25 protein-coding genes are annotated in these 19,832 nt (G+C 56.4%); 11 read left to right on the top strand and 14 right to left on the bottom strand.

Annotated elements, in window-relative coordinates; genetic code table 11:
• Window positions 1-9: 9 nt before the first annotated feature.
• From ACZ5AM_RS04105 to ACZ5AM_RS04095, 3 genes are read left to right on the top strand one after another with little or no spacing between them, the layout of a single operon-like run.
• The gene (locus ACZ5AM_RS04105) at window positions 10-1,500 is read left to right on the top strand and encodes an FAD-dependent oxidoreductase (RefSeq protein WP_464915605.1); all 1,491 of its coding nucleotides are present in this window, start codon (window positions 10-12) and stop codon (window positions 1,498-1,500) included.
• The gene (locus ACZ5AM_RS04100) at window positions 1,500-2,765 is read left to right on the top strand and encodes an NAD(P)/FAD-dependent oxidoreductase (RefSeq protein WP_464915604.1); all 1,266 of its coding nucleotides are present in this window, start codon (window positions 1,500-1,502) and stop codon (window positions 2,763-2,765) included. Before ACZ5AM_RS04105 ends, ACZ5AM_RS04100 begins: the two co-directional genes overlap by 1 nt.
• Window positions 2,762-3,109 carry a DUF1667 domain-containing protein gene (locus tag ACZ5AM_RS04095; protein ID WP_464915603.1) on the top strand — a complete coding sequence of 116 codons (348 nt, stop codon included), beginning with the start codon at window positions 2,762-2,764 and terminating at the stop codon, window positions 3,107-3,109. The genes ACZ5AM_RS04100 and ACZ5AM_RS04095 overlap by 4 nt, the downstream gene beginning before the upstream one ends.
• A 5-nt stretch (window positions 3,110-3,114) precedes the next feature.
• On the opposite strand, the gene ACZ5AM_RS04090 is transcribed toward ACZ5AM_RS04095, so the two are convergent.
• The 4 genes from ACZ5AM_RS04090 to ACZ5AM_RS04075 all read right to left on the bottom strand — a co-directional run bounded on the left by ACZ5AM_RS04090 (window position 3,115) and on the right by ACZ5AM_RS04075 (window position 5,809).
• Window positions 3,115-3,921, bottom strand: coding sequence for a hypothetical protein (locus tag ACZ5AM_RS04090; RefSeq protein ID WP_464915602.1), 807 nt, complete (start codon window positions 3,919-3,921; stop codon window positions 3,115-3,117).
• 107 nt (window positions 3,922-4,028) lie between these two features.
• The gene (locus tag ACZ5AM_RS04085; RefSeq protein WP_464915601.1) at window positions 4,029-4,823 is read right to left on the bottom strand and encodes a hypothetical protein; all 795 of its coding nucleotides are present in this window, start codon (window positions 4,821-4,823) and stop codon (window positions 4,029-4,031) included.
• Window positions 4,824-4,878: 55 nt separating this feature from the next.
• Window positions 4,879-5,097, bottom strand: a complete 219-nt coding sequence (locus tag ACZ5AM_RS04080; protein WP_464915600.1) for a hypothetical protein — start codon at window positions 5,095-5,097, stop codon at window positions 4,879-4,881.
• Between the two features lie 4 nt (window positions 5,098-5,101).
• Entirely contained in the window at window positions 5,102-5,809 is a 708-nt protein-coding gene (locus tag ACZ5AM_RS04075; RefSeq protein ID WP_464915599.1) for a PrsW family intramembrane metalloprotease, read from the bottom strand.
• A 127-nt stretch (window positions 5,810-5,936) separates the two neighbouring features.
• On the opposite strand from ACZ5AM_RS04075, the gene ACZ5AM_RS04070 reads away from it, so the two are divergent.
• On the top strand, window positions 5,937-6,506 hold the full coding sequence (locus ACZ5AM_RS04070; RefSeq protein ID WP_464915598.1) for a hypothetical protein: 570 nt from the start codon (window positions 5,937-5,939) through the stop codon (window positions 6,504-6,506).
• A gap of 130 nt (window positions 6,507-6,636) precedes the next feature.
• Window positions 6,637-7,221, top strand: coding sequence for a 50S ribosomal protein L15e (locus ACZ5AM_RS04065; RefSeq protein WP_464915597.1), 585 nt, complete (start codon window positions 6,637-6,639; stop codon window positions 7,219-7,221).
• A 35-nt stretch (window positions 7,222-7,256) separates the two neighbouring features.
• On the opposite strand, the gene ACZ5AM_RS04060 is transcribed toward ACZ5AM_RS04065, so the two are convergent.
• The 3 genes from ACZ5AM_RS04060 to ACZ5AM_RS04050 are packed head-to-tail and all read right to left on the bottom strand — an operon-like array spanning window position 7,257 to window position 9,253.
• Window positions 7,257-7,847: an energy-coupling factor transporter transmembrane component T family protein gene (locus ACZ5AM_RS04060; RefSeq protein WP_464915596.1), complete on the bottom strand. Its 591-nt coding sequence runs from the start codon at window positions 7,845-7,847 to the stop codon at window positions 7,257-7,259.
• Window positions 7,828-8,559, bottom strand: a complete 732-nt coding sequence (locus tag ACZ5AM_RS04055; protein WP_464915595.1) for an energy-coupling factor ABC transporter ATP-binding protein — start codon at window positions 8,557-8,559, stop codon at window positions 7,828-7,830. The genes ACZ5AM_RS04060 and ACZ5AM_RS04055 overlap by 20 nt, the downstream gene beginning before the upstream one ends.
• The gene (locus ACZ5AM_RS04050; RefSeq protein ID WP_464915594.1) at window positions 8,537-9,253 is read right to left on the bottom strand and encodes an HTH domain-containing protein; all 717 of its coding nucleotides are present in this window, start codon (window positions 9,251-9,253) and stop codon (window positions 8,537-8,539) included. Before ACZ5AM_RS04050 ends, ACZ5AM_RS04055 begins: the two co-directional genes overlap by 23 nt.
• A 58-nt stretch (window positions 9,254-9,311) precedes the next feature.
• On the opposite strand from ACZ5AM_RS04050, the gene ACZ5AM_RS04045 reads away from it, so the two are divergent.
• Window positions 9,312-9,821: a biotin transporter BioY gene (locus tag ACZ5AM_RS04045; protein WP_464915593.1), complete on the top strand. Its 510-nt coding sequence runs from the start codon at window positions 9,312-9,314 to the stop codon at window positions 9,819-9,821.
• Window positions 9,822-9,961: 140 nt separating this feature from the next.
• On the opposite strand, the gene ACZ5AM_RS04040 is transcribed toward ACZ5AM_RS04045, so the two are convergent.
• Together ACZ5AM_RS04040 and ACZ5AM_RS04035 are read right to left on the bottom strand one after the other, a co-directional pair.
• On the bottom strand, window positions 9,962-10,330 hold the full coding sequence (locus ACZ5AM_RS04040) for a type II toxin-antitoxin system VapC family toxin (protein WP_464915592.1): 369 nt from the start codon (window positions 10,328-10,330) through the stop codon (window positions 9,962-9,964).
• Window positions 10,327-10,563, bottom strand: a complete 237-nt coding sequence (locus tag ACZ5AM_RS04035; RefSeq protein ID WP_464915956.1) for an AbrB/MazE/SpoVT family DNA-binding domain-containing protein — start codon at window positions 10,561-10,563, stop codon at window positions 10,327-10,329. Before ACZ5AM_RS04035 ends, ACZ5AM_RS04040 begins: the two co-directional genes overlap by 4 nt.
• Window positions 10,564-10,664: 101 nt before the next feature.
• Between ACZ5AM_RS04035 and ACZ5AM_RS04030 the strand changes: the two genes are divergently transcribed.
• Complete coding sequence (locus ACZ5AM_RS04030; protein ID WP_464915955.1) at window positions 10,665-11,120, top strand: RNA-binding protein; 456 nt, start codon at window positions 10,665-10,667, stop codon at window positions 11,118-11,120.
• Window positions 11,117-11,800 carry a Ribonuclease P protein component 3 gene (locus ACZ5AM_RS04025; protein ID WP_464915591.1) on the top strand — a complete coding sequence of 228 codons (684 nt, stop codon included), beginning with the start codon at window positions 11,117-11,119 and terminating at the stop codon, window positions 11,798-11,800. Before ACZ5AM_RS04030 ends, ACZ5AM_RS04025 begins: the two co-directional genes overlap by 4 nt.
• A 15-nt stretch (window positions 11,801-11,815) precedes the next feature.
• Here ACZ5AM_RS04025 and ACZ5AM_RS04020 read toward each other — a convergent pair whose 3' ends face one another.
• Window positions 11,816-13,141 carry a TrpB-like pyridoxal phosphate-dependent enzyme gene (locus ACZ5AM_RS04020; RefSeq protein ID WP_464915590.1) on the bottom strand — a complete coding sequence of 442 codons (1,326 nt, stop codon included), beginning with the start codon at window positions 13,139-13,141 and terminating at the stop codon, window positions 11,816-11,818.
• 405 nt (window positions 13,142-13,546) lie between these two features.
• Window positions 13,547-13,969: a hypothetical protein gene (locus tag ACZ5AM_RS04015; protein ID WP_464915589.1), complete on the bottom strand. Its 423-nt coding sequence runs from the start codon at window positions 13,967-13,969 to the stop codon at window positions 13,547-13,549.
• Window positions 13,970-14,152: 183 nt separating this feature from the next.
• Here ACZ5AM_RS04015 and ACZ5AM_RS04010 point away from each other — a divergent pair, with 183 nt between their 5' ends.
• Window positions 14,153-14,614: a LuxR family transcriptional regulator gene (locus ACZ5AM_RS04010; protein ID WP_464915588.1), complete on the top strand. Its 462-nt coding sequence runs from the start codon at window positions 14,153-14,155 to the stop codon at window positions 14,612-14,614.
• Window positions 14,615-14,657: 43 nt separating this feature from the next.
• Here the strand turns inward: ACZ5AM_RS04010 and ACZ5AM_RS04005 are convergent, their stop codons facing one another.
• From ACZ5AM_RS04005 to ACZ5AM_RS03995, 3 genes are all read right to left on the bottom strand, one after another.
• Window positions 14,658-16,316, bottom strand: a complete 1,659-nt coding sequence (locus ACZ5AM_RS04005) for a Na+/H+ antiporter NhaC family protein (protein ID WP_464915587.1) — start codon at window positions 16,314-16,316, stop codon at window positions 14,658-14,660.
• A gap of 290 nt (window positions 16,317-16,606) precedes the next feature.
• Window positions 16,607-17,194, bottom strand: a complete 588-nt coding sequence (gene udg, locus ACZ5AM_RS04000; RefSeq protein ID WP_464915954.1) for a type-4 uracil-DNA glycosylase — start codon at window positions 17,192-17,194, stop codon at window positions 16,607-16,609.
• Between the two features lie 5 nt (window positions 17,195-17,199).
• Complete coding sequence (locus tag ACZ5AM_RS03995) at window positions 17,200-17,550, bottom strand: hypothetical protein (protein ID WP_464915586.1); 351 nt, start codon at window positions 17,548-17,550, stop codon at window positions 17,200-17,202.
• Window positions 17,551-17,720: 170 nt separating this feature from the next.
• Here ACZ5AM_RS03995 and tes point away from each other — a divergent pair, with 170 nt between their 5' ends.
• Both tes and ACZ5AM_RS03985 read left to right on the top strand, forming a co-directional pair.
• Entirely contained in the window at window positions 17,721-19,502 is a 1,782-nt protein-coding gene (gene tes / locus ACZ5AM_RS03990; protein WP_464915585.1) for a tetraether lipid synthase Tes, read from the top strand.
• Window positions 19,499-19,801 carry a DUF3213 domain-containing protein gene (locus ACZ5AM_RS03985; protein WP_464915584.1) on the top strand — a complete coding sequence of 101 codons (303 nt, stop codon included), beginning with the start codon at window positions 19,499-19,501 and terminating at the stop codon, window positions 19,799-19,801. Before tes ends, ACZ5AM_RS03985 begins: the two co-directional genes overlap by 4 nt.
• Window positions 19,802-19,832 lie beyond the last annotated feature (31 nt).

Raw genomic sequence — 19,832 nt, 5'->3', positions numbered from 1 at the left:
GGGAGGAACATGAAGACCAAGGTGGCGATCATAGGCGCCGGAATAAGCGGCGCTAGCATAGCGCGCGTCCTGAGCAGATATGGGAACCTGGAGGTTCACCTCATCGAGAAGGCCCCCGATGTGGGCTGGGGCGTGAGCAAGGCCAACACCGCTTTGATTCACGGGGGCTACGACGACGACCCTGAGAAGTACCCGATGAGGGCAAAGCTCTGCATAAGGGGCAACCGGCTCTGGCACCAGTGGGTCAAAGAACTGGAGATTCCACACGTCTGGAACGGGGCCCTGATAGTTGCAACCAAGGATGAGGACTTCGACGAGCTTGAGAGGCTTTTGGAGCGCGGAAGGAAAAACGGCGTCCCCGAGATGAGGATAGTTGACAGGAACGAGCTCTTCCACCTCGAGCCGAACCTCACGAGAGAAGCAATAGGTGCCCTCTGGGTCCCGATAGTCGGTCAGATAGGCCCGATTCCGGCTGTGATAGCGCTCGTTGAGAACGCCGTTGCCAACGGCGTTAAGACGCACCTCGAAACCGAGGTCAGGGGCATAAAGGTCGAGAACGGCGAGGTCAGGGGGGTTGAGACCAGCAACGGTTTCATCGAGGCCGATATAGTCATAAACGCCGCCGGCCTCCACGCCGACGAGATAGCGCGGATGGCCGGGATAGACTACTTCGAGATACACCCGCGGAAAGGTGAGTACTGGCTCTTCGACGAGGGCGTTCCCGGACCGAGAAGGGTTCTCTTCCCGACGCCGACGCCGATAAGCAAGGGGATTGTAGTGACCACCGAGATTTCTGGGCACTTGATGATAGGACCAAACGCCCAGGATCTGCCGCCCGAAGAGAAGGAGGACTTCGCCACGACCAAAGAAGGGCTTGAGCAGGTCTGGGAAGGCGCCAAAAAGCTCTGGCCCCAGCTCCCACCGAGGAGCAAGGTAATAAGGACCTTCGCCGGGCTGAGACCTGAGCCAACCGGAGGGGACTTCATAATTAAAGCCGAGGAAGAGGTTCAGGGCTTCATAAACGTCGCGGGAATACGCTCTCCGGGACTCACGAGTGCCCCCGCGATAGCGTATGAGGTTGCGGAGATAATCCAGCGCGACCTCGGGATAAAGCTGGTCGAGAAGGGTAAGTGGAACCCCTACAGGAAGGAGATAACCCACTTCTTCATGCTCAGGCCCGAGCAGGTCAACGAGATGGTGAAGAGAAACCCCGCCTACGGGAAGATAGTCTGCCGCTGCAACAACGTGAGCGAGGGGGACGTACTCGAGGCCATAGAGAGAATGAAGTTCATAGGAGTTAAAACGCCGAGCGTTGATTCCGTCAAGTTCAGAACGAAGGCAACGACCGGAACCTGCCAGGGGAGCTTCTGCAGGCCGAGGATAGTTCAGCTTTTGGCCAAAGAATACGGCGTCGAGCCCTGGAAGGTGACGCTGAAGGGTAAGGGGAGCGAGATTGGTATTGGGGACGTCAAGGCCCTCCTCAGGGGGGATGAGGCATGATGGAGCCGATGCCACAGATTCCGGTGCTCAACTACGACGTTGTCGTCATCGGCGGGGGGCCGGCAGGGATGGCCGCGGCCGCCAGGGCCAAGGAGCTCGGTTTGAGCGTTCTCCTCCTCGACGAGAACGACTACCTCGGCGGAATACTGCCGCAGTGCATCCACCCAGGCTTCGGGATACACTACTTCAGGGAGGAGCTCACCGGCCCGGAGTTCGCGGCGAGGCTAGCGGAGAGGCTGGTTGAGCTGGGCGTTGAGTACAGGACGGCCGCCCGTGTGCTCGAAATCAGGAACTACTCCGACCTCGAGAAGGTCGTGGTCTTCACCTCCCCGAGCGGTGCCTTCCAGGTCTGGACGAAGGCCATAATTTATGCGGCAGGCGCAAGAGAGAGGCACGCCTTCGAGATTGGAATCGTTGGGGATCGTGTTTCCGGCATCTACACAGCGGGAGAGGCCCAGACGCTCATGGACATCTATGGAATCCTGCCCGGAAAGGAGATCGTCATAGTCGGCTCCGGTGACGTTGGCCTCATCATGGCGCGCCGCTTTGCCCTCGAGGGGGCGAAGGTGAAGGCAGTGGTGGAACTCATGCCCTACCCGGGCGGATTAGCGAGGAACGTCATGATCCTCAGGGACTTCAACATTCCGCTCTACCTGGGCCACAAGGTCGTCGAAGTGCGCGGAAGGGGAAGGGTCGAGAGGGTAAAGGTCGTAAAGGTGGACGAGAACCTCAGGGAAATCCCAGGGAGCGAGTTCTGGATTGAGGCCGACACTCTGGTGATTTCGGCGGGCCTCATTCCAGCGGCTAAGCCCCTGAAGAGGATAGGAGTTGAGATAGACCACTCAACCGGTGGTCCGGTGGTGAACGACCGCCTCGAGACGAGCGTTCCGGGGATATTCGCTGCCGGAAACGCCCTCCTCATCAACGATCTCGTGGATTACGTCGCGGAACAGGGTGAACTTGCCGCCGAAGGAGCCAGGGAGTTCATCGACAACGGCGGAATCGAGAGCAGGAAGTGGATTAAGGTGGAGAAAGGCGAGAACGTCCGTCTGGTTGTCCCGCACTACCTCAGCGACGGCCGCGACGTCTACCTCTACCTCCGCGTTGCAAGGCCGATGGAGGACGTTGAGCTCAGGGTTCCGGAGATAGGCAAGAAGATAAAGCTCCCGGTCGTCAAGCCGGCCGAGATGCTCAGGATAAAACTGAAGGCCGAGGAAATCAAGAGGGCAGGGGAGAAGCTCACCGTGGAGGTGGTTGGGGCATGACAACCTATCGCTTCACCTGCATCGTCTGTCCCCTCGGCTGTGCAGTTGAGGTGAAGGTGGAGGACGGCAGGGTAATTGGAGTTACCGGTCACACCTGTCCTAGAGGCAAGGAGTGGGCGATCCAGGAGATCACCAACCCCAAGAGGGTCGTCATGAGCGTCGTCCCGGTCAAGGGGGGTGCCCTGCCAACGGTGAGCGTCAAGACCGCCGAGCCGGTGCCGAAGGAGAAGATACCGGAACTGATGAAGTTCCTCGCAAAGCTGAGGCTCAAAGCCCCGGTGAAAATCGGCGACGTTGTGGCCGAGTGGGCGGGGATAAAAATAGTGGCGACGAGGGGGGCTTAGCCCCCTCACCCGAATATTTCCTCGAAGTCCCCAGCGTTCTCGAGCCCCTGGGGCGCCCTGATTTCAACGGGTTCGTTGATGTTGGAGAGGCTAAACGTGTCGTGAACGGTTAAGTAGGCCTCCACCTTCTCGTCATCGAAGACGTTTATCGTCAGGACGAGATCCATGTACGTCTCGATGAAGGTCGGCGTTCCGTCCTTACGGAGGTGAACCTCCACCCAGCCCGATTTCGTGGTGACGTTTACAGCCCTCTCGCCGTTGATGCTCCAGAGCTCGTTGAGGTAACCGGTCTGGTTGGTGGCGTTCACGAACTCCCAGAAGGTGACGTTCACCCTGAAGGCGTAGCCGCCCGGGAGCTTTTCTAGGGTGACGTTCTTCTCGTTGAGGAGGTTCCTGATGTAGTCCACGTTGAGGGAGCCTTTAGCCTGGGAGTAGAGATCGTCGTCGGGAGGAACGAGGTACCACTTGCCATCAACGTTGAAGTAGACGCTGGTGTTGTTGGCGAAGTAGGGCCAGTCCATGTTGACGTCCATCCCCATCAGGTGCATGCTAACGCTCATGTTGCCTTTCTCCAGTCCGGCGGTCTTGTTGAAGACCCCCACGACATGGCCGGACATCGTGATGTTTATCGTCTTGTTGGTGTTCGGGTCGGTGAAGTGCATGCCCATAGAAAAGCTTTCTTCGTAGCTGGCGGTTTCTATGTTCTGGATGGCCTCGAGGACCTTCTCCTCGGTGAGGCCTGCTTGATCCCCTATGCAGCCGCTTGCCAGCACCACAAAACCTATCAGGAAAAGCGCCATCAGCCGCTTCATGGTACTACCCTCCGTTGTGTGCGAGAGAATATGGCCAGACTACTTTAAATACGTTTCCTATGCAAATTTCGCACACTATTGGCAAAAGTTTGCAAAAAGTGAAAACGTCACCAGGGTTCCCCTTCCCAGGGCTTGGGGTAGGGTATCTCCCCGAGCTGGCTGCGTAGGTACCACTTCAAGAGGGGCTTCAACCAGCCTATAAGAACCTGCCAGCAGCGGGTCCCCTCGAGTTCGTAGGTCTCGTAGGTGTCGACGTAGTCCACTAGAACGGAGCTGTTTCTCGGGTCGTAGTTAAGGGAATGGGTAGTGTTAAAGGAGACCCACCTCAGAGCGTCACCCTCATACAAGGCCTTAAGCCTGTAGTGGGTATTTAACGGCCATCCCTCCTCGTCCTTTGATAGCACCAGAATTGAGTGCTCTCCTTTATGGGTTAATCGCTTCGAGCTGGCCTTTTTCTCGAATTCCTCTATTATCACATGTGGGTCGTTGAACTTCGTGGAGTCCTCCTTCGAGGGAAAATATGAACTAACGAACTTCACATTCCACTCGTAGTCCACCTCATAGTAGGCCCTGAATATGCCCGGACACGCCACCCCGTAGCCCATCTTAGAGAAGGACATGAAACCCGCGCTCCTAAGCGTGTAACGGTAGGTATAACCCTTCAGGGGCATAAGGATTAGGCTTTCCCACAGGGGTCTCCCGTCCGCATCCACGAGGAGGGGCAGCCCCAAGGTATGAGTCGCTGTGAACTGGCTACCGTTCTCGGTTGTTCCAACGGAGTAGCTATCCCTCGATGGTGGGCTGGCCTTGTCCTGAGAATTACCCAACAGGGGGTAGTAGGCCGCCCCGACGATCAGGATTACCATGGTCACCGCAACAAGAAGTCGTCTCGTTGGAACCACCCCTAACAATCTGGACATTCATGGTTATAAAAGTTACCCCTGCACTAAGGAAAAATCAGAGGGCCTCGAACTTCTGAATGAATATCCTGAGGTCTGTCCTGAAGGGCTCCTCCGCCCTTTTGAGCTCCTTGTCCAGAAGGCGAAGGAAGTCCCGCTCGTCCTTTGACTTTTCCCAGAGCTGCCTCACGAGGTTTTCCAGCCTGTCGTAGTACTCCACGTAGGGCCTCGCCTCGAAGAGCGCATCATCTATGAGTTTTTCAGCATTGCCGGCCATGTCATCACCTCCACATGCCCCTCAAAACGTAGTACCATCTCTTCTGCTCGTCCTCGGCACGGCCCATTATCAGGAGATACCTAAGGATGGCGACGTTGACGAAGAGCAGGAGGATCAGCATTATGTCGTATGCCGGGATCGTCGTGCTCAGGAAGGCGAAGTAGTCCCACAGGAAGTGGAGGAGCATCGCGGTAGCCAAGAACCCCCCAACGGACTTGGCCTTTCCCTCCGAAACCAGGCCGTAGCCAACGCCCACTATGGCACTCCAGGTTCCGTGGGCAAAGGGCGTTAAGAACGCCCTGAAGATCGTGACGTGGAGGCCGTAGCCGAGCCCGTAGAGGAAGTTCTCAGTTGCCGCGAAACCGAGGCCAGCCGCCACACCGTAGACAACACCGTCCATTATGCCGTCCATCTGGCCGGCCCTGAAGGGGAAGAGTATCGCCAGGGCCTTGGCGGGCTCTTCAACGACTCCAGCGACGAGGGCCATGTAGAACGCCCCGGCCGGCAGAAGGTATCCGCTGTAGCCCCAGCGAGGTGTTAACAGGGCCTCAACAACGAAGGCGAAGCCAACGGAGACCGTGGCCCCGAGCAGGAAGGTCATCACAACGTACCTCTTCGGTTCGGGCTCCAGTTTATCCTCGTGATAAAAGTACCACAGAAGGATGAGGGCGGGCACGTAGGCAAAGAAAATCAGCCATCCGAGTACGTCCATGGTACCACCTCCAGTTCATTGGATCTCCTGTTTTTAAAGTTTGCACGGGATCGATTACTCCACAAGTTAGTCACCACCTGCACAAAAGCTATATCAAAACGAACTTCGAAATAGAATGGGTGGTGAGATGGGGAGGAAAGTCATCGTCATCGCGCTGGCCTTCTTCGCGGCGGTGCTCATCGTGGGCGTATTCTGGGGGAGCATCATGGAAAAGGCCAACCCCTCTCCCCCCAAGCTCATATCCGTAAAGCTCCAGAGGGGTAACCCGAGACATAGTGGGGGGGAAGGGACGTATTACATCCAAGGGGAGATCCTCTCGAACTGCTCCGTGGCCTTCACTTACCAGACCCCCCAAGTTGGAGAAGTCACGGTATACGAACTCGACGACAAGATGTACAGCTTCCTAACCGGGAAGAGCGAAGGAAAGACGGCGTGCTCCAGGGAGAGGGTCGACGGAACCCTGGCCCTTCAGTTCGACCAGAAGCTGGACGGGCTCTCGGTTGAGATCTGGGTGGGGGAAACCGCCAACGACGGGCAACACGTGTACTTCCGGCTGATAGGGACGTGGCAGTTCATGGGGAACTCCACAGCGCCAATTTATATAGCTCCCTCCCCGGAGAAGGATTACAAACTGATGAAGCTCGAGGAGCTCAAAACTTTGGTGAAGGAGAACGGGATCCACGTGATAGTGGGATAAGTCCCCAATGTCCTCTTTTCACCCATCGTAACCCTTAAAAACTCAACCTCCAACCTCGACCGACTGGGCGGGCCAAGCCCGCGGGATGTTCCCGCAAGGGAGAACCACAAGCACGGAAGAGGTGAACGAGATGGGAATGTACAAGTACATTAGGGAAGCCTGGAAAAGCCCGAAGAAGAGCTACGTTGGCGACCTTCTCAAGGTCAGGATGATAAAGTGGAGGAGAGAGCCCGTAGTTACTCGCGTCGAGAGGCCGACCAGGCTCGACCGCGCTCGCTCTCTCGGCTACCAGGCCAAGCAGGGCTACGTGGTCGTCCGCGTCCGCGTGAGGAAGGGGGGCAGGAAGAGGCCCAGGTGGAAGGGCGGTAGGAAGCCCTCCAAGATGGGTATGGTGAAATACAGTCCGAAGAAGAGCCTCCAGTGGATAGCCGAGGAGAAGGCGGCAAGAAAGTACCCGAACCTCGAGGTCCTCAACAGCTACTGGGTCGGCGAGGACGGTATGTACAAGTGGTTTGAGGTCATCCTCGTTGATCCGCACCACCCGGTCATCAAGGCCGACCCGAAGATCAACTGGATAGCCGGAAAGGCCCACAAGGGTAGGGTCTTTAGAGGCCTCACCTCAGCTGGAAGGAAGAGCCGCGGCCTGAGGAACAAGGGCAAAGGAGCTGAAAAGGTCAGGCCCAGCATAAGGGCCAACAGGGGCAGGGGCAAGTGAGGCCCCTTTTCAACACCTCTTTTGCTGATGCCGAGTTACAGAGCAAGCGAGATTGCCAGAAGGGTTAAGGAGGCCCCCAAGATCAGGATCTCAGTTGGGCCGATTCTATACTGATAGGGCATTCTCAGCATGCCGGAGTAACCCCTGGCTTCAATGGAGTCCCCCATGTCATCAGCAAATAAAATGGAGCGGACTATCAGAGGAACCACAACGGCCTTAACGGCACTAAGACCCCCTTTCATACCCCTCGCCCTCTGGGCGTCGTGTATCTCGGACGAAAACCTCCCCAGGGCCTCAATTTGGCCGAGGGCTATTCCAACGGCGAGGGCAAAATCTGACGGTAGGTAAAGCCTTCGGAGGGCCAGCACCACCTCCCAGCTCCCAGTTGTCGAGGCCAGAAGCGTGGCCAGGAGGAGAAGGGCTAGAACCTTGAGAAAGTAACCCAGACCCATCGGAAGCGACAGCAGGGCAATCGGGAGGCCGGCTAGGGACTTTCGATTCCTTGGGAGGATCAGTGCCGAGAACAAGGCCACTACCATGGGAACCTCCGGGCGGGAAGAGGCTATCACACCAGAGCTCAGGATTATCGTTGAGACGATTTTAGCCCTAGGATCCAGCCTTCCCATAACAATCCCCAAACAGAGGCGTTCTCAAACCATAACCTGAAAGGTCAATGTCGAGGAGCTCACTTGCGTAGCCCTCCGCCGAGACCGTCCCATCGAAGAGAATTGCGAACCTATCCGCCACCAGATAGGCCAGCTCAACGTCGTGGGTTATGAGCAGCACGCCCTTTCCCGCCCTTTTCAGGCCCCTTACAGCCTCAACAACCGCTTTGATCCCGCGGCCATCAAGGTTGCTGAAGGGCTCGTCCAGTATCACGTAGTCCGTCCCCATGGCCAGAACGCACGCCACAGCGAGCTTTCTCTTTTCACCGCCGCTGAGGCTCAGCGGCTTCCTGCCCTGATAGCCCCACAGACCTACCTCCCGGAGCGCCCTCTCCACCCGTTTCTCAACGTCCGGAAGGCCCAAGTTCGAGGGGCCGAAGGCCACCTCGTCAAAAACCCTCCCAGTGAAGAACATCCTCTCGGGTTCCTGAAAGACGTAGCCGACCTTCCTGCTGAGATCACTCGTCTTGGCCTTCCTCGTGTCGATTCCGTCCACGAGGATCGTTCCCTCCTCAGGCTTCACGAGACCGATTATCATCTTTGCCAGCGTGGTCTTCCCGCTTCCGTTCGGCCCCAGGAGGGCGAGGATCTCACCCCTTTCGAGGATAAGGCTGACTCCCCTGAAAAGCTCCCTCCCGCCAACGGTGTGCCTAACGTTCTTCACCTCTATCATGGATCTCCCCCGCTATGGCCCCCGTTATCATCCTCGCCACCGCGACGAGGCTGGCGTTTCCGCCAAGTTCAATCGAGATGGAAGTGGCACCCTCCGGAACGGGGTTTCTGACGTTCAGCCCGACCCCAACAACCACCTTTGGCCTCTCTGGCTCGCCCAGCACCTCAACGAGAACCCCACCTATCCTCTTCCTCCTCACGAAGAGCCCGTTTTCAACGGCTTCAACCTCCAAAAGGCCTGAAAGGGACCCGGCCACGACTTCAACCATTTTCTCCCTAAGGGTTAAGGGATCCCTATCCCTCGCCACGACCGACAGGTACAGCCCACCCGGGGGCGAGAACCACGTCCTCCCGAACCTGCCCCTCCCTGAAACCTGCTCACCGGCCAGTACGAAGACACCGTACACCCCTTTCCAGGCCAGTTTAAGGGCCTCGTCCATCGTGCTCCCGATCTTCGGGAAGTAAATGCTCTCCACACTCAGTTCCCATGGATAGGGCACGTCGGGCTCTTTCAAAAGCCGATAGCCTCTCTCTGCCCTTATCACGTAACCCAGGGAGTTGAGTTCCTTAATGTGCTTCCACACTCCGACCCGGGACATCCCCAGCTCCCTGGCAAGGGCCTCCCCGCTCACCTTCCCCTCTCTAAGCCGGGAGAGAATGTGTCTCTTCGCCGGGCTGTCCTTTATGGGCCTCATCGGATCTCGTTAACCAAAAGAATTTTAAGGTTTACGCAATCGCCCTCAGGGTGATCCCATGAAGCCGAAGGACATCGCGATGATCTCGCTCTTTGCGGCCCTAACGGCGGTTGGCGCTATGACGAGCGTCCCGATAGGTCCGGTGCCCATAACCCTGCAGGTTCTCTTCGTGCTCCTTTCGGGACTCCTGATGGGGCCGAGGCTCGGTTTTTTAAGCCAAGTCCTTTACCTCGCCGTCGGGGCCATAGGGTTCCCCGTATTCTCTCGCTTTGCGGGAGGGATTGCAGTTCTCTACGGGCCAACGGCTGGCTACCTCTGGGCGTTTCCCCTGGCGGCTTTAGTTGCCGGCCTCTCCAGAAGGAGGACGGTCCCGGCCCTAGCCGGCTCTCTCCTCGGCGTCGGAATAATCTACCTCCTGGGATGGCTTAGGCTGAGCCTTCTAGTTGGAGGGGTTAGAGCCTTTGAGGTCGGTGTTTTACCCTTCGTCCCCTTCGATGCCCTCAAGGCCATCGTTGCAGTCGGGATAGCGCGCGAGGTTAGGGCCCTCCTCCCAGACGATATTCTCTAATCCCCCAGACCATTTCGGGAATCCCCAATTTGAAGCGCTGGAGGACTGCTGGATCAAGTTGCCAGCGAGGGTGTTTATTTCCCAGGGACATTCTACCCATAACCCCACTGCGGAAAAAGCCGTGACAACATCCCCGTTACCTACTCTTCCGGATTTTCGAGCCTTATCCTCTTGATTCCAACCTTCTCGTAGACACTGTCCGAGCTTATTATGACTCCCCCGCATTTCGCCGCGTGGAAGGCGTCGAAGGCGTTTAGCCCGTGCTCCTTCATATAATACGCCGCCCTCAGGTAAACGTCATTCTCTATTCCAGTCAGCGCCATGACCGCCGAGGTTAGCCTTACGGGATCGAGGTCGTACTTTTTCGCCACGATCAGCAGTTCGAGAAACGTTGTTTCAGAGGTTGCTATCTGGTCTTCGTATCGCTTGAGGATTTTCTTCGCGTTCTCATTGAGCCAGTCGTTCGGTTTCATGATTGCGAGGAAGAAATCCGTGTCCGCGTATATCATTCCGCGCCCTCCGTTTCTTTCGTGGCTTCTTCCAGTATTTCCTTCCTGAGTTCGCGAAGGGACCTGTCCGGGAGCTTCCTCCCGAGTTCCTCAAGTTCTTTGAGCGGATCCAGGGGCTTTGGCACTATCAGTATTCCCTCATCGAGCTTAACGAGGTAGACCTCATCCAAAAGACCTTCCCTCATGGCCTTCGGGATGTACAACCGTCCCTTTTGATCGACCCTGGTCAGCATCTTTTCCACTGAAGAACCTTGGTGGGAAAACTATTTAAGAGTTCCCACAAGCGTGGGGTTACCTTTTAAAGCCGCCTCCCCAATTCACTCCGGTGAGAAAGATGGTGAAGCTTCGAGCACACCACGTCAGGCTTACCACCTTCATCCAGGCGACGGAAGATGAGGACAAGGTTCTCGACGCGATAGCGACCTTTATCCCAGAGGAGATAGACGAGGAGGACGTAATCTTCGACGTCGATGAGACAACGGGCTTCTTCGGCAACCCTATCAAGGTCGTCAACGTCGAGATAAAGAGGAGCAAAGCTGTCAGACAGTTCCTGGAGCACTTCAAGGAACTTCTGAGCAAGGACGATAAGCGCTACATCATCGAGAACCTCGACGAGAAGGTCGACGAGGAGGGGACCCTCTACGTCCGCTTCAACAAGCAAAAGGCATACCTTGGCGACGTTGAGATAGACGAGGGAGCGGATGTTATCCAGGTCAGGATAAAGGTCAAGGCATTTCCGATGAGGAAGGAAGCGGTAGTTAAAGCCGTCAGGGAGTGGCTGGAGGAATGAGCACGGGGCCGAAAATAGTTGAGGAAGAAATCTCCTTCTCGCGGGACTACTTCGTCGAGATGGACGTGAGGAGTGAAGATGCCTATGAACTCGCGAGTGAGTGGTTCAACGAGGTGGTGTTCACAAAAAAGCTCGTCCTCGAGGGTTCCCCCGATTGGAGCGCTCTTAAGGAAGAGCTGAAGGCCCTCCGCGAGGCCTACGGTAAAGTTGCCCTCCTCATCGTCACAAAGAAACCAAGTCTCATCCGTGAGGTCAAGAACCGCAGTCCTAGGGCTTTAATCTACGTCCAGGGCGGCGACATGAGGGTGAACCGTGCCGCCCTCGAGGCCGGAGTTGATGCCCTGATAAGCCCCTGGTTCGGGAGGAAGGACCCCGGCTTCGACCACATTCTGGCTGGAATAGCCGCGAGGAGGGGGGTTGCCGTAGGCTTTTCCCTGTCCCCGCTCCTGAGGGCCAGTTCCTACGAGAGGGTTCAGCTCCTCCGCTTCATGACCAAGACCTGGCAGTTGGTTAAGAAGTACGACGTTCCGCGTTTTATAACGAGTTCCGCCGAGAGCAGGTGGGAGGTTCGTTCTCCGAGGGACCTGATGAGCCTCGGGATAAACCTGGGAATGGAGATCCCGGAAGCGAGGGCCAGCCTGAACTTCCATCCGCGGAGGATTCTGAGAAAGCTGGGGTGAGGGAAAAAGTAAAGCTCACCCCTCCAGGGCCGGGAAATGCTCGGGCTCGTAATCTTCAAGCTTTCCGTCGAGGTAGTCCTCGTAGCCCCCTAAATCAAGGAAGCCGTGGCCGCTGAGGTTGAAGAGTATGACCTCTTCCTTTCCCTCTTCCTTGGCCTTCAGCGCCCTGTCTATCGCACCCTTTATCGCGTGGGCGCTCTCCGGGGCCGGAATTATGCCCTCGGTCTTCGCGAACAGCTCGGCCGCCTGGAAGACCTCGTTCTGATGATAGGCAACGGGTTTGACAATTCCATGGTTAATGAGGACGCTCAGCGTTGGCGCTAATCCGTGGTAGCGAAGTCCTCCAGCGTGTATCGGCGGGACGTAGTATGTGTGGCCCAAGGTGTGCATCTTCATCTTCGGTGTGTAGCCGCCTGAATCTCCGAAATCGTACTTGTAAACTCCCCTTGTCATCGAGGGAGCGGCTCTCGGCTCAACCGCTATGAACTCGTAGTCTGCTTTGCCGTCCAGAACGTCCTTCACAAAGGGATAAGCCAGGCCCGCGAAGTTACTCCCGCCGCCGACGCAGCCGATTATAACGTCCGGCTCTTCAAATTCCTTCATCTGCTCCTTTGCCTCGAGGCCTATGACCGTCTGGTGCATGAGAACGTGGTTGAGAACGCTTCCAAGGGCGTAGCGGGCCTTTTCATCCCTTAGGACGTCCTCTATGGCCTCGCTTATCGCTATGCCCAGTCCGCCGGGATGGTTCGGGTCTTGAGCTAAAAACTTCCGTCCGATTTCGGTTCTGTCGCTCGGGCTCGGGTATATTTCCGCCCCGTAGAGGCGCATTATGGTCTTCCTGTAGGGTTTTTGCTGGTAGCTGGCGCGCGCCATATAAACGCGAACCTTAAGTCCGAGTAAGGCCCCTGCGAGGCTCAATGCCGTTCCCCACTGGCCGGCACCGGTTTCGGTGACGAGCCTTTCAATCCCCTGCTCCTTGGCGTAGTAGGCCTGAGCTAAAGCCGTGTTTATCTTGTGGCTTCCCGTTACGGTCGCTCCTTCGTACTTGAAGTATATCCTCGCCGGCGTTCCAAGGGCCTTTTCGAGATTCGTTGCCCTGAAGAGGGGCGTCGGCCTTCCAATCTTGGCGTAAAGTTCGCGGACTTTCTTCGGAATCTCTATGTAGCGCTCGTTGCTCATCTCCTGCTTCACCAGTTCCTCCGCGAAAATCCTCAACAGCTTCTCCGGCTCTATCGGCTCATCCGTCTCGGGGTCGAGGGGCGGTGCCAACGGCTCCGGAAGGTCGGGCAGTATGTTGTACCACCTCTTCGGTATCTTCGAATCCGGCAGAACGGCTTTCATTCTACCACCTCCTTTTTTTTAGAGTAAGCACTAACCGTATCAACAAATCCCAAAAGCGAGGGAATAATGAGCGTGATGACTAAACCGAAGTGCTCATGTCTCAGGATGGGTTGGCCAAAAACACTCCCTCCTTAGCTCAGTGCCAAAAGCAATCCCGCCCTTTGAACTCTAAACTAACGCGGGAGCTCAGAAGGGAACCTTCAAAGCCAAAAACAATCACTCCTGCCAATCATGGTGCATCAGGGCATAGGACACCGGAGGGTTTAAGTGCTTTTTGGCCCAGTTATTGGAGATTTTTCAGAAAATCCCTGCGGGGTTCATGGTGTTTTGGACTTTAGCCAAAAACACCTCCGCCTGAGAACAAAACGTCAAAGCCCCAAGGGGAGAGAGGAATAGACCCCCCCTTCAGGCGGCCTCGGTCTGGTCGTAGACGGACTTGCCGGAGAGGTGCCTCAGTAGGACTTCGTAGAGGAACTCCTTTAGCTCGGGGCTCATCTCGTCGTAAACTATCCTTGGTTCCAGAAGGCCCTCGTCCTTCACCGCCCGAATGAGGCCTCTAACCCCCGGCAGGGCCCTCTTTATGAGCTCCTCAACGAGTTCCGGGTACTCGTCCTCGTCGATCTCCTCCTCGCCCTCGAACGCTAGGTAAACCACCATGTCGCCCAGCTGGAGCATCAGAACTACCTCGTTCTCCGTCACGTCGAAGAGGGAGAAGTTGTACGCGGACTTGTTTTCGCGGGCCACCAGTAACCCAACCAGTTTGAGGCCCGTTTCCTCGGGGTTCATGGTGGACAGAAGGCCCAAGAGCGCCTCCCGGACTTTTTTCATGGGTTCACCAGTAGGGAATGAAAATGCAGGCCAATAAAAGTGTTTTGGATGGAGAACACGCCCTTCGTGTATCGATCAGAACTCTGGGCGTTAGTATTGCTCATAACGACAGAACAAGTAACGATCCGGCCGAAAAGCTCATAAACAGCCCGCTGAATTACGATCCAGCGAAGAGGTGATAGCATGAAACCAGTGCCATTCCTAGCGGCGCTCTTGGTCATCGTGGCCATGACGATGCCGTGGTTCACCCAGGGGGCAAGTAACCCCGAGGTGCGGATGTTCGGGATAACCTCGCTGGATAGGGGACCCCACGAGGGGATCAGCCAGGGCCTGAGCTTTGTCGACGTCGCCAGGGACATCTACCTCAAAAAGGACGTCCTCAAGCAGGATCTCGTACTCGAGAAGAACCGGGAGGTTCTGGGGATAGTCCTCCCACTGATAGCGTTCCCCCTCATAATCCTGGGGGCCTTTATAGGCCTGTTCAAGGGCAAATTCGGGCACGCGATAGGGCTGGTGGGCATGGTAGTCCTGACGCTCTCAATGGTGTACGGTAGCGGCGACGGGAGCCTGAGAATAGGGTCTGGCTACCTGCTCGCGTGGGTTGGCTTTTCGGTGGGGCTTGTCTCAGCGGTGTTCTCAAAATAGCCCCCAAATCCAGCTTTTTTGAATTAAAAAGAAAAGGAGTGGCTCACTCCTCGACCACGTATACCGGCACCTTGCCGTGCGGGATGCCGTACTTCTTGCCGTACCACTCACTGAGGACGTACCAGGCGGCCACTAGGAGCACTATTCCCAGCGGTAGGAGGACGGCCCAGCTCCTGATACCAAGTCCGAAGAGCAGGTAGAGGACAGCGCCTATGGACGCCACCGTGAAGGCGTAGGGTATCTGGGTGGTAACGTGGTCTATGTGGTCTGAACCGCTGAACATCGAGCTCATAATCGTTGTATCGCTTATCGGCGAGCAGTGGTCGCCGAAGATCGAGCCCGTGAAGGTCGCACCGATGGTGGCGAACACTATCTCGTTGACCTGCCCGTTGGTGAAGGCGAGGCTGAGCTGGACGCCGAGGGGGACCATTATGGCGAAGGTTCCCCAGCTGGTTCCCGTGGTGAAGGCCACGAACATTGCCGCCAGGAACATTATCAGCGGCATCCACGGGCCGAGGTTGGCGCCGGAGCCGGTGGCGAGGTTGATTATGTAGGTACCGGTTCCGACGGTATCTGCTGCAGTGCCGAGGCTCCACGCAAGAACCAGGATGGTGTTGGCGAAGAGCATCTGCTTCATTCCCCTGATAACGGTGTCCTCCCACTCCTCAACGGTCATCTTTTTCCTGCCGAGGAGCATTATGCTGGCGACGAGGACCATCGTGAAGCTTCCCCACAGCAGGGCAGTTGCCGCGTCGGCCTCGCGGAAGGAGTCCACGAAGCTGTATTTGAGGAAGTTAACGCCGAACGGGTTCTCTAGATCAGTCCACCAGTCAAGGTTTTGGCTGTAGGCGTAGAGGTTCGCCGCACCGGTGTACCAGAGTCCCAGCAGGGATACAAAGACCAAAGCCAGGATCGGTATGACGAAGTCCCAGAGGCTTCCACCCTCTTTCGGCATGCCGAGGTCGACCTCGGTCGTCATGAGGGGCTTTGCCCCGTCGCGGAGGACCTTTCCGGTGGTCCTGGCGCGGTACTCGGCCTTGAGCATCGAGCCGTAGTGCCTGTGGGTGTAGGCAACGATAAAGACCAGGAGTATCGCCAAGATCGAGTAGAACCTGAAGGGAACGCTCGAGAGCCACGCGTCGTAGGAGTTGTAGGCCACTTTAGCGCCGTCAAAGCCCTTCCCTATCATCGCCAGCTCGTAGCCGATCCAGGTCGAGATGAGGGCCAGTCCCGCGACGGGCGCTGCAGTTGAGTCGTCTATGTAAGCCAGCATCTCCCTCGAAACCCTGGTCCTGTCGGTTATGGGCCTCATCGTGTTCCCGACTATGATGGTGTTGGTGTAGTCGTCGAAGAACACCAGGACTCCCATGAGCCATCCGAGAACCGAGGCTCCCCTGCTCGTCTTCACCCGCTTCGAGAGAGCCCTGGCGAGGGCATGGACTCCTCCGGACTTATAGATCAGGCCGACTCCCGCACCTATGAGGAAGTCGAATATAAGTATCCTGGCGTTCCAGTCACTGGTGACGCTCCCGACCACCCACTCCAGGCTCTGAGTGGTTCCGGTTATTGGATTCCATCCCTCCACCATTAAGCCTCCAATCCAGACACCTGCAAACAGGGCCAGGACGACTCTTTTGGTCCATATCGCAAGTATAATTGCCACCAGCGGCGGCAGCAGGGACAGCACTCCAAAGTCAGACACACTTTCACCTCCGCAGGGGTTTCATCAAACAACAATCGGCGGAATATAAAGTTTTCTGAAGGTCGTTCCGTACTTCCCCGAACACACCGAAAATCCTGCCACCCTGCCACGAACGCTCGTGGTGTGTTTTTATGCCCCGCTGCATTAATGGATACTCTCAAGTACATTAATGCTCACACCATCCATAAAAACCTTTCCCAGAAAAGCTTCAGGGCAGACTTCAGGCCACCATGAAAAACGCCAAGGAGGCGCGATTCACTCGGAAGAGTAATTAGAAAAACGAGACAAAATCATAAATTTGAATCCAGGATCTGACGGAGTTTTGAGAAGTCCCTTCTTAGCTCTTCCCTTATCGGGGGCTTGTACAGAGCCGCAGCGGGGTGGTACATTGGCATTATTAGGATCTTTCCGAAGAGAGTGTGGGCCTCGAAGGTCTTTCCGTGGATCTTGCTTATCGGCTCAGGCTCGAAGCCGAACTTCCAGAGGATGTAGCCCATCGAGTGCCTCCCTAGGGGGACGATTACCCTCGGCCTTATAATATCGATCTGCCTGTCGAGGTAAGGGGAGCAGGCCTTGATTTCTTCCTCGGTCGGATCCCTGTTCTCAGGCGGGCGGCACTTGACGATGTTGGTGATGTAGACCTCGTCCCTGCTGAGCCCTATCTCGCTCAAGAGCTCGTCAAGGACCTTTCCTGCCCTGCCGACGAATGGAAGGCCCTTCTGGTCCTCCCAGTAGCCCGGTGCCTCTCCGACGAACATCACCTTGGCGTCGTAGCTTCCAGCTCCAGGAACCGCGTTCGTCCTGAGCTGCCCCAGCGGACATTTTTGACAGTTCCTTATGCGCTCTTCAAGCTTCCTCATGAGTTCTTCCTTTCCCATGGCCATCACGCGAGGGTCTTCTGGCTGAGGTACGCCCTGAGGAGCTCGACCCAGGCCGTGTAGTAGCCCTTCTCGTACTCGTCGCGGAACTCGTGCTTCAGTATGGACTCAAAGTGCTTCAAGAGCTCCTCAGCCTTCTCCCTGTTGCCCTCGTTTATGAGCTGGACTATGAGGGAGTCAGGATCGTTGTCCTGGATCGCGCTGAGGAAACCGTTGACAGCTCTGGCGTACCCCCTGCCCCACTCGTCGTTCCCCGCCATCTTGTGGAGCTTCTCGAGGTGCCCCTTGGCCTTCGAGAAGTCCCTCCTCAGGAGGGCCCTGAGAAACATTTCAACCCTCATCTCTCTCGCAGGCATCTTCCACCCCACCACTCATCGGCCCCAGCGTTTTTAACGCTTGTGCAGCTGAGTACCCAAAATTGCCCCATACCTATGAAGTAAAACTTGCATATTTACGCAAAAGCTTTTATACCCTCAAATTGAATCAACTCCCAGAAGCAGGAGTTGTTGAATGAAGGTGATGCATCATGGCCGAGAGTCTTGGTGAAATCCCCAGCGGGGAGAAAGAATTCGCGGAATCCACCAAAAGGATTAGGGACATCGTCGAGTTCCCTGAAATAAGCGAGGAAGAGTTTTACGAGGCTCTTAAAACGGCCAGCAGGGGTTATGGTGGCGACCTTCCCCACAGGACGTACTCACTCTGTCCCGAAACGAGAAGGGTCGTCCCGGCCCTCGTCTGGGAGAAGGACGGCAAGGTCTGGATAACCAAGAAGTGCCCGGAGGGTATGATAACCGACCTCTACTACGAGGACGTTGAACAGTACTACCGCTTCAAAAGGTGGCTCTGGCCGGAGAAAGAGCTCTTTAGCATCAACGTCGAGAACTCGGGCGTCAACTGCCCTCTGGACTGCGGTCTCTGCCCGAGGCACCGCTCCCACACTAGCTTACTCAACATCGTCCTGACCAACCGCTGCAACCTGAGCTGCTGGTACTGCTTCTTCTACGCCAAGGAGGGGCAGCCGATTTACGAGCCGACCCTTGAGCAGATACGCATGATGCTCCGCAACGCCAAGAAGGAGCACCCGATAGGTGCCAACGCGGTTCAGTTCACGGGCGGTGAGCCAACCCTCAGGGAGGACCTCATAGAGATACTCAAAATGGCCAAGGAAGAAGGCTACGACCATGTCCAGCTCAACACCGACGGAATAAAGCTGGCCTTCGAGCCCGAACTCGTGAAGAAGATCCGCGAGGCCGGAACCAACACCCTCTACCTTAGCTACGACGGAATGACGCCCCAGACCAACTGGAAGAACCACTGGGAGATCCCGCTCATCTTCGAGAACGTGAGGAAGGCCGGTGGGCCGGGCATAGTCCTCGTGCCGACGACCATAAGGAACGTAAACGACCACGAGCTTGGGGCAATAATCAACTTCGGCCTCAACCACCTTGACATCGTCAGGGGCGTTAACTTCCAGCCGATCTCCCAGGTCGGCAGGGTTCCAAAGAGGGAGCGCCAGCGCTTTAGGATAACCATACCCGGCGCCATCAAAAGGATTGAGGAACAGACAAACGGCGTCATAGCCAAGGACGACTGGTACCCGATCCCAATAGCGGGCCACATAGCCAGGTTCTTCGAGGCGTTCACTGGATCGCGCTACTACATGACCAGCCACTTCGCCTGCGGTGCTGCCACCTACGTCTTCCTCGACCGCGAGCACAAGCGCGTCGTGCCGATAAGCAGGTTCTTGGATGTGGAGGGCTTCGTCGAGTTCTTGGAGGAGAAGGCGGAGGAGATAGAGCAGTGGAAGACCATGGGCAAGCTCAAGAAGCTCAAGCTCGGTGCCGAGATATTCATGAAGTTCAAGAGCTTCTACGACGAGAAGTACGCCCCGAAGGGACTGGGCGTTCTGGATCTCATAAAGAACGCCTTCATGCACGGCAACTACGACGCCCTCGGCAAGTTCCACGAGAACGCCCTCTTCATAGGGATGATGCACTTCATGGACGAGTACAACTACGATGTGGAGAGGGTGGAGCGCTGCGTCATCCACTACGCGATGCCCGACGGAAGGATAGTGCCCTTCTGTACCTTCAACGTGATCCCCGAGCTGTACAGAGACAAGGTGCAGGCTCAGTTCAGCTACACCTGGGAGGAGTGGAAGAAACTCCACCCGGACTGGGACTACAAGAAGGACAAGTACTTCCGCTCAAAGGAGTTCGTCGAGAGGATGAGGAACAGCGAGCTCTACAGGAAGACTTACATCGACATCGAGGACTACTTTGGGCTGAAGGAGAGGTGGTTGGGATGAGCGAGACCGTCCTGAGAAGGAACCTCGTGAGGCTTGAACTCAAGTTCGGAAAGATCGACCCTGAAAGCGCCCAGGCGAAGCAGTACGAGCTCGAGAAGGACGAGAGGGTCTGGAGGATATTCCTCAACGGCTACGCCAAGAACGGCTTCGTGGTCTTCGACGAGGAGGCGATGCCAAAGGAGGAAGTCCTTGAAGCCCTCAGCGACCTCGAACCACAGATAAAGGCCATGAGAAGACTCACAGTCGCGGACCTCGTCGAGGAGAGCATGAGCTGGAACAACGTGATGTCCAAGGCTTGAGCCCCTTTTCCCTTTTCTCCGTTTCTGGATC

The organism is Thermococcus fumicolans, from assembly GCF_055386755.1.
Note: the sequence above shows the minus strand (reverse complement) of the source record. Positions and strands in the feature narration are given on the sequence as shown.

Coding starts and splice junctions, on each gene's coding strand:
- ACZ5AM_RS04105 (WP_464915605.1), top strand. CDS start 10: ATGAAGACCAAGGTGGCGATCATAGGCGCCGGAATAAGCGGCGCTAGC.
- ACZ5AM_RS04100 (WP_464915604.1), top strand. CDS start 1,500: ATGGAGCCGATGCCACAGATTCCGGTGCTCAACTACGACGTTGTCGTC.
- ACZ5AM_RS04095 (WP_464915603.1), top strand. CDS start 2,762: ATGACAACCTATCGCTTCACCTGCATCGTCTGTCCCCTCGGCTGTGCA.
- ACZ5AM_RS04090 (WP_464915602.1), bottom strand. CDS start 3,921: ATGAAGCGGCTGATGGCGCTTTTCCTGATAGGTTTTGTGGTGCTGGCA.
- ACZ5AM_RS04080 (WP_464915600.1), bottom strand. CDS start 5,097: ATGGCCGGCAATGCTGAAAAACTCATAGATGATGCGCTCTTCGAGGCG.
- ACZ5AM_RS04075 (WP_464915599.1), bottom strand. CDS start 5,809: ATGGACGTACTCGGATGGCTGATTTTCTTTGCCTACGTGCCCGCCCTC.
- ACZ5AM_RS04070 (WP_464915598.1), top strand. CDS start 5,937: ATGGGGAGGAAAGTCATCGTCATCGCGCTGGCCTTCTTCGCGGCGGTG.
- ACZ5AM_RS04065 (WP_464915597.1), top strand. CDS start 6,637: ATGGGAATGTACAAGTACATTAGGGAAGCCTGGAAAAGCCCGAAGAAG.
- ACZ5AM_RS04060 (WP_464915596.1), bottom strand. CDS start 7,847: ATGGGAAGGCTGGATCCTAGGGCTAAAATCGTCTCAACGATAATCCTG.
- ACZ5AM_RS04055 (WP_464915595.1), bottom strand. CDS start 8,559: ATGATAGAGGTGAAGAACGTTAGGCACACCGTTGGCGGGAGGGAGCTT.
- ACZ5AM_RS04050 (WP_464915594.1), bottom strand. CDS start 9,253: ATGAGGCCCATAAAGGACAGCCCGGCGAAGAGACACATTCTCTCCCGG.
- ACZ5AM_RS04045 (WP_464915593.1), top strand. CDS start 9,312: ATGAAGCCGAAGGACATCGCGATGATCTCGCTCTTTGCGGCCCTAACG.
- ACZ5AM_RS04040 (WP_464915592.1), bottom strand. CDS start 10,330: ATGATATACGCGGACACGGATTTCTTCCTCGCAATCATGAAACCGAAC.
- ACZ5AM_RS04035 (WP_464915956.1), bottom strand. CDS start 10,563: ATGCTGACCAGGGTCGATCAAAAGGGACGGTTGTACATCCCGAAGGCC.
- ACZ5AM_RS04030 (WP_464915955.1), top strand. CDS start 10,665: ATGGTGAAGCTTCGAGCACACCACGTCAGGCTTACCACCTTCATCCAG.
- ACZ5AM_RS04025 (WP_464915591.1), top strand. CDS start 11,117: ATGAGCACGGGGCCGAAAATAGTTGAGGAAGAAATCTCCTTCTCGCGG.
- ACZ5AM_RS04020 (WP_464915590.1), bottom strand. CDS start 13,141: ATGAAAGCCGTTCTGCCGGATTCGAAGATACCGAAGAGGTGGTACAAC.
- ACZ5AM_RS04015 (WP_464915589.1), bottom strand. CDS start 13,969: ATGAAAAAAGTCCGGGAGGCGCTCTTGGGCCTTCTGTCCACCATGAAC.
- ACZ5AM_RS04010 (WP_464915588.1), top strand. CDS start 14,153: ATGAAACCAGTGCCATTCCTAGCGGCGCTCTTGGTCATCGTGGCCATG.
- udg (WP_464915954.1), bottom strand. CDS start 17,194: ATGGGAAAGGAAGAACTCATGAGGAAGCTTGAAGAGCGCATAAGGAAC.
- ACZ5AM_RS03995 (WP_464915586.1), bottom strand. CDS start 17,550: ATGCCTGCGAGAGAGATGAGGGTTGAAATGTTTCTCAGGGCCCTCCTG.
- tes (WP_464915585.1), top strand. CDS start 17,721: ATGGCCGAGAGTCTTGGTGAAATCCCCAGCGGGGAGAAAGAATTCGCG.
- ACZ5AM_RS03985 (WP_464915584.1), top strand. CDS start 19,499: ATGAGCGAGACCGTCCTGAGAAGGAACCTCGTGAGGCTTGAACTCAAG.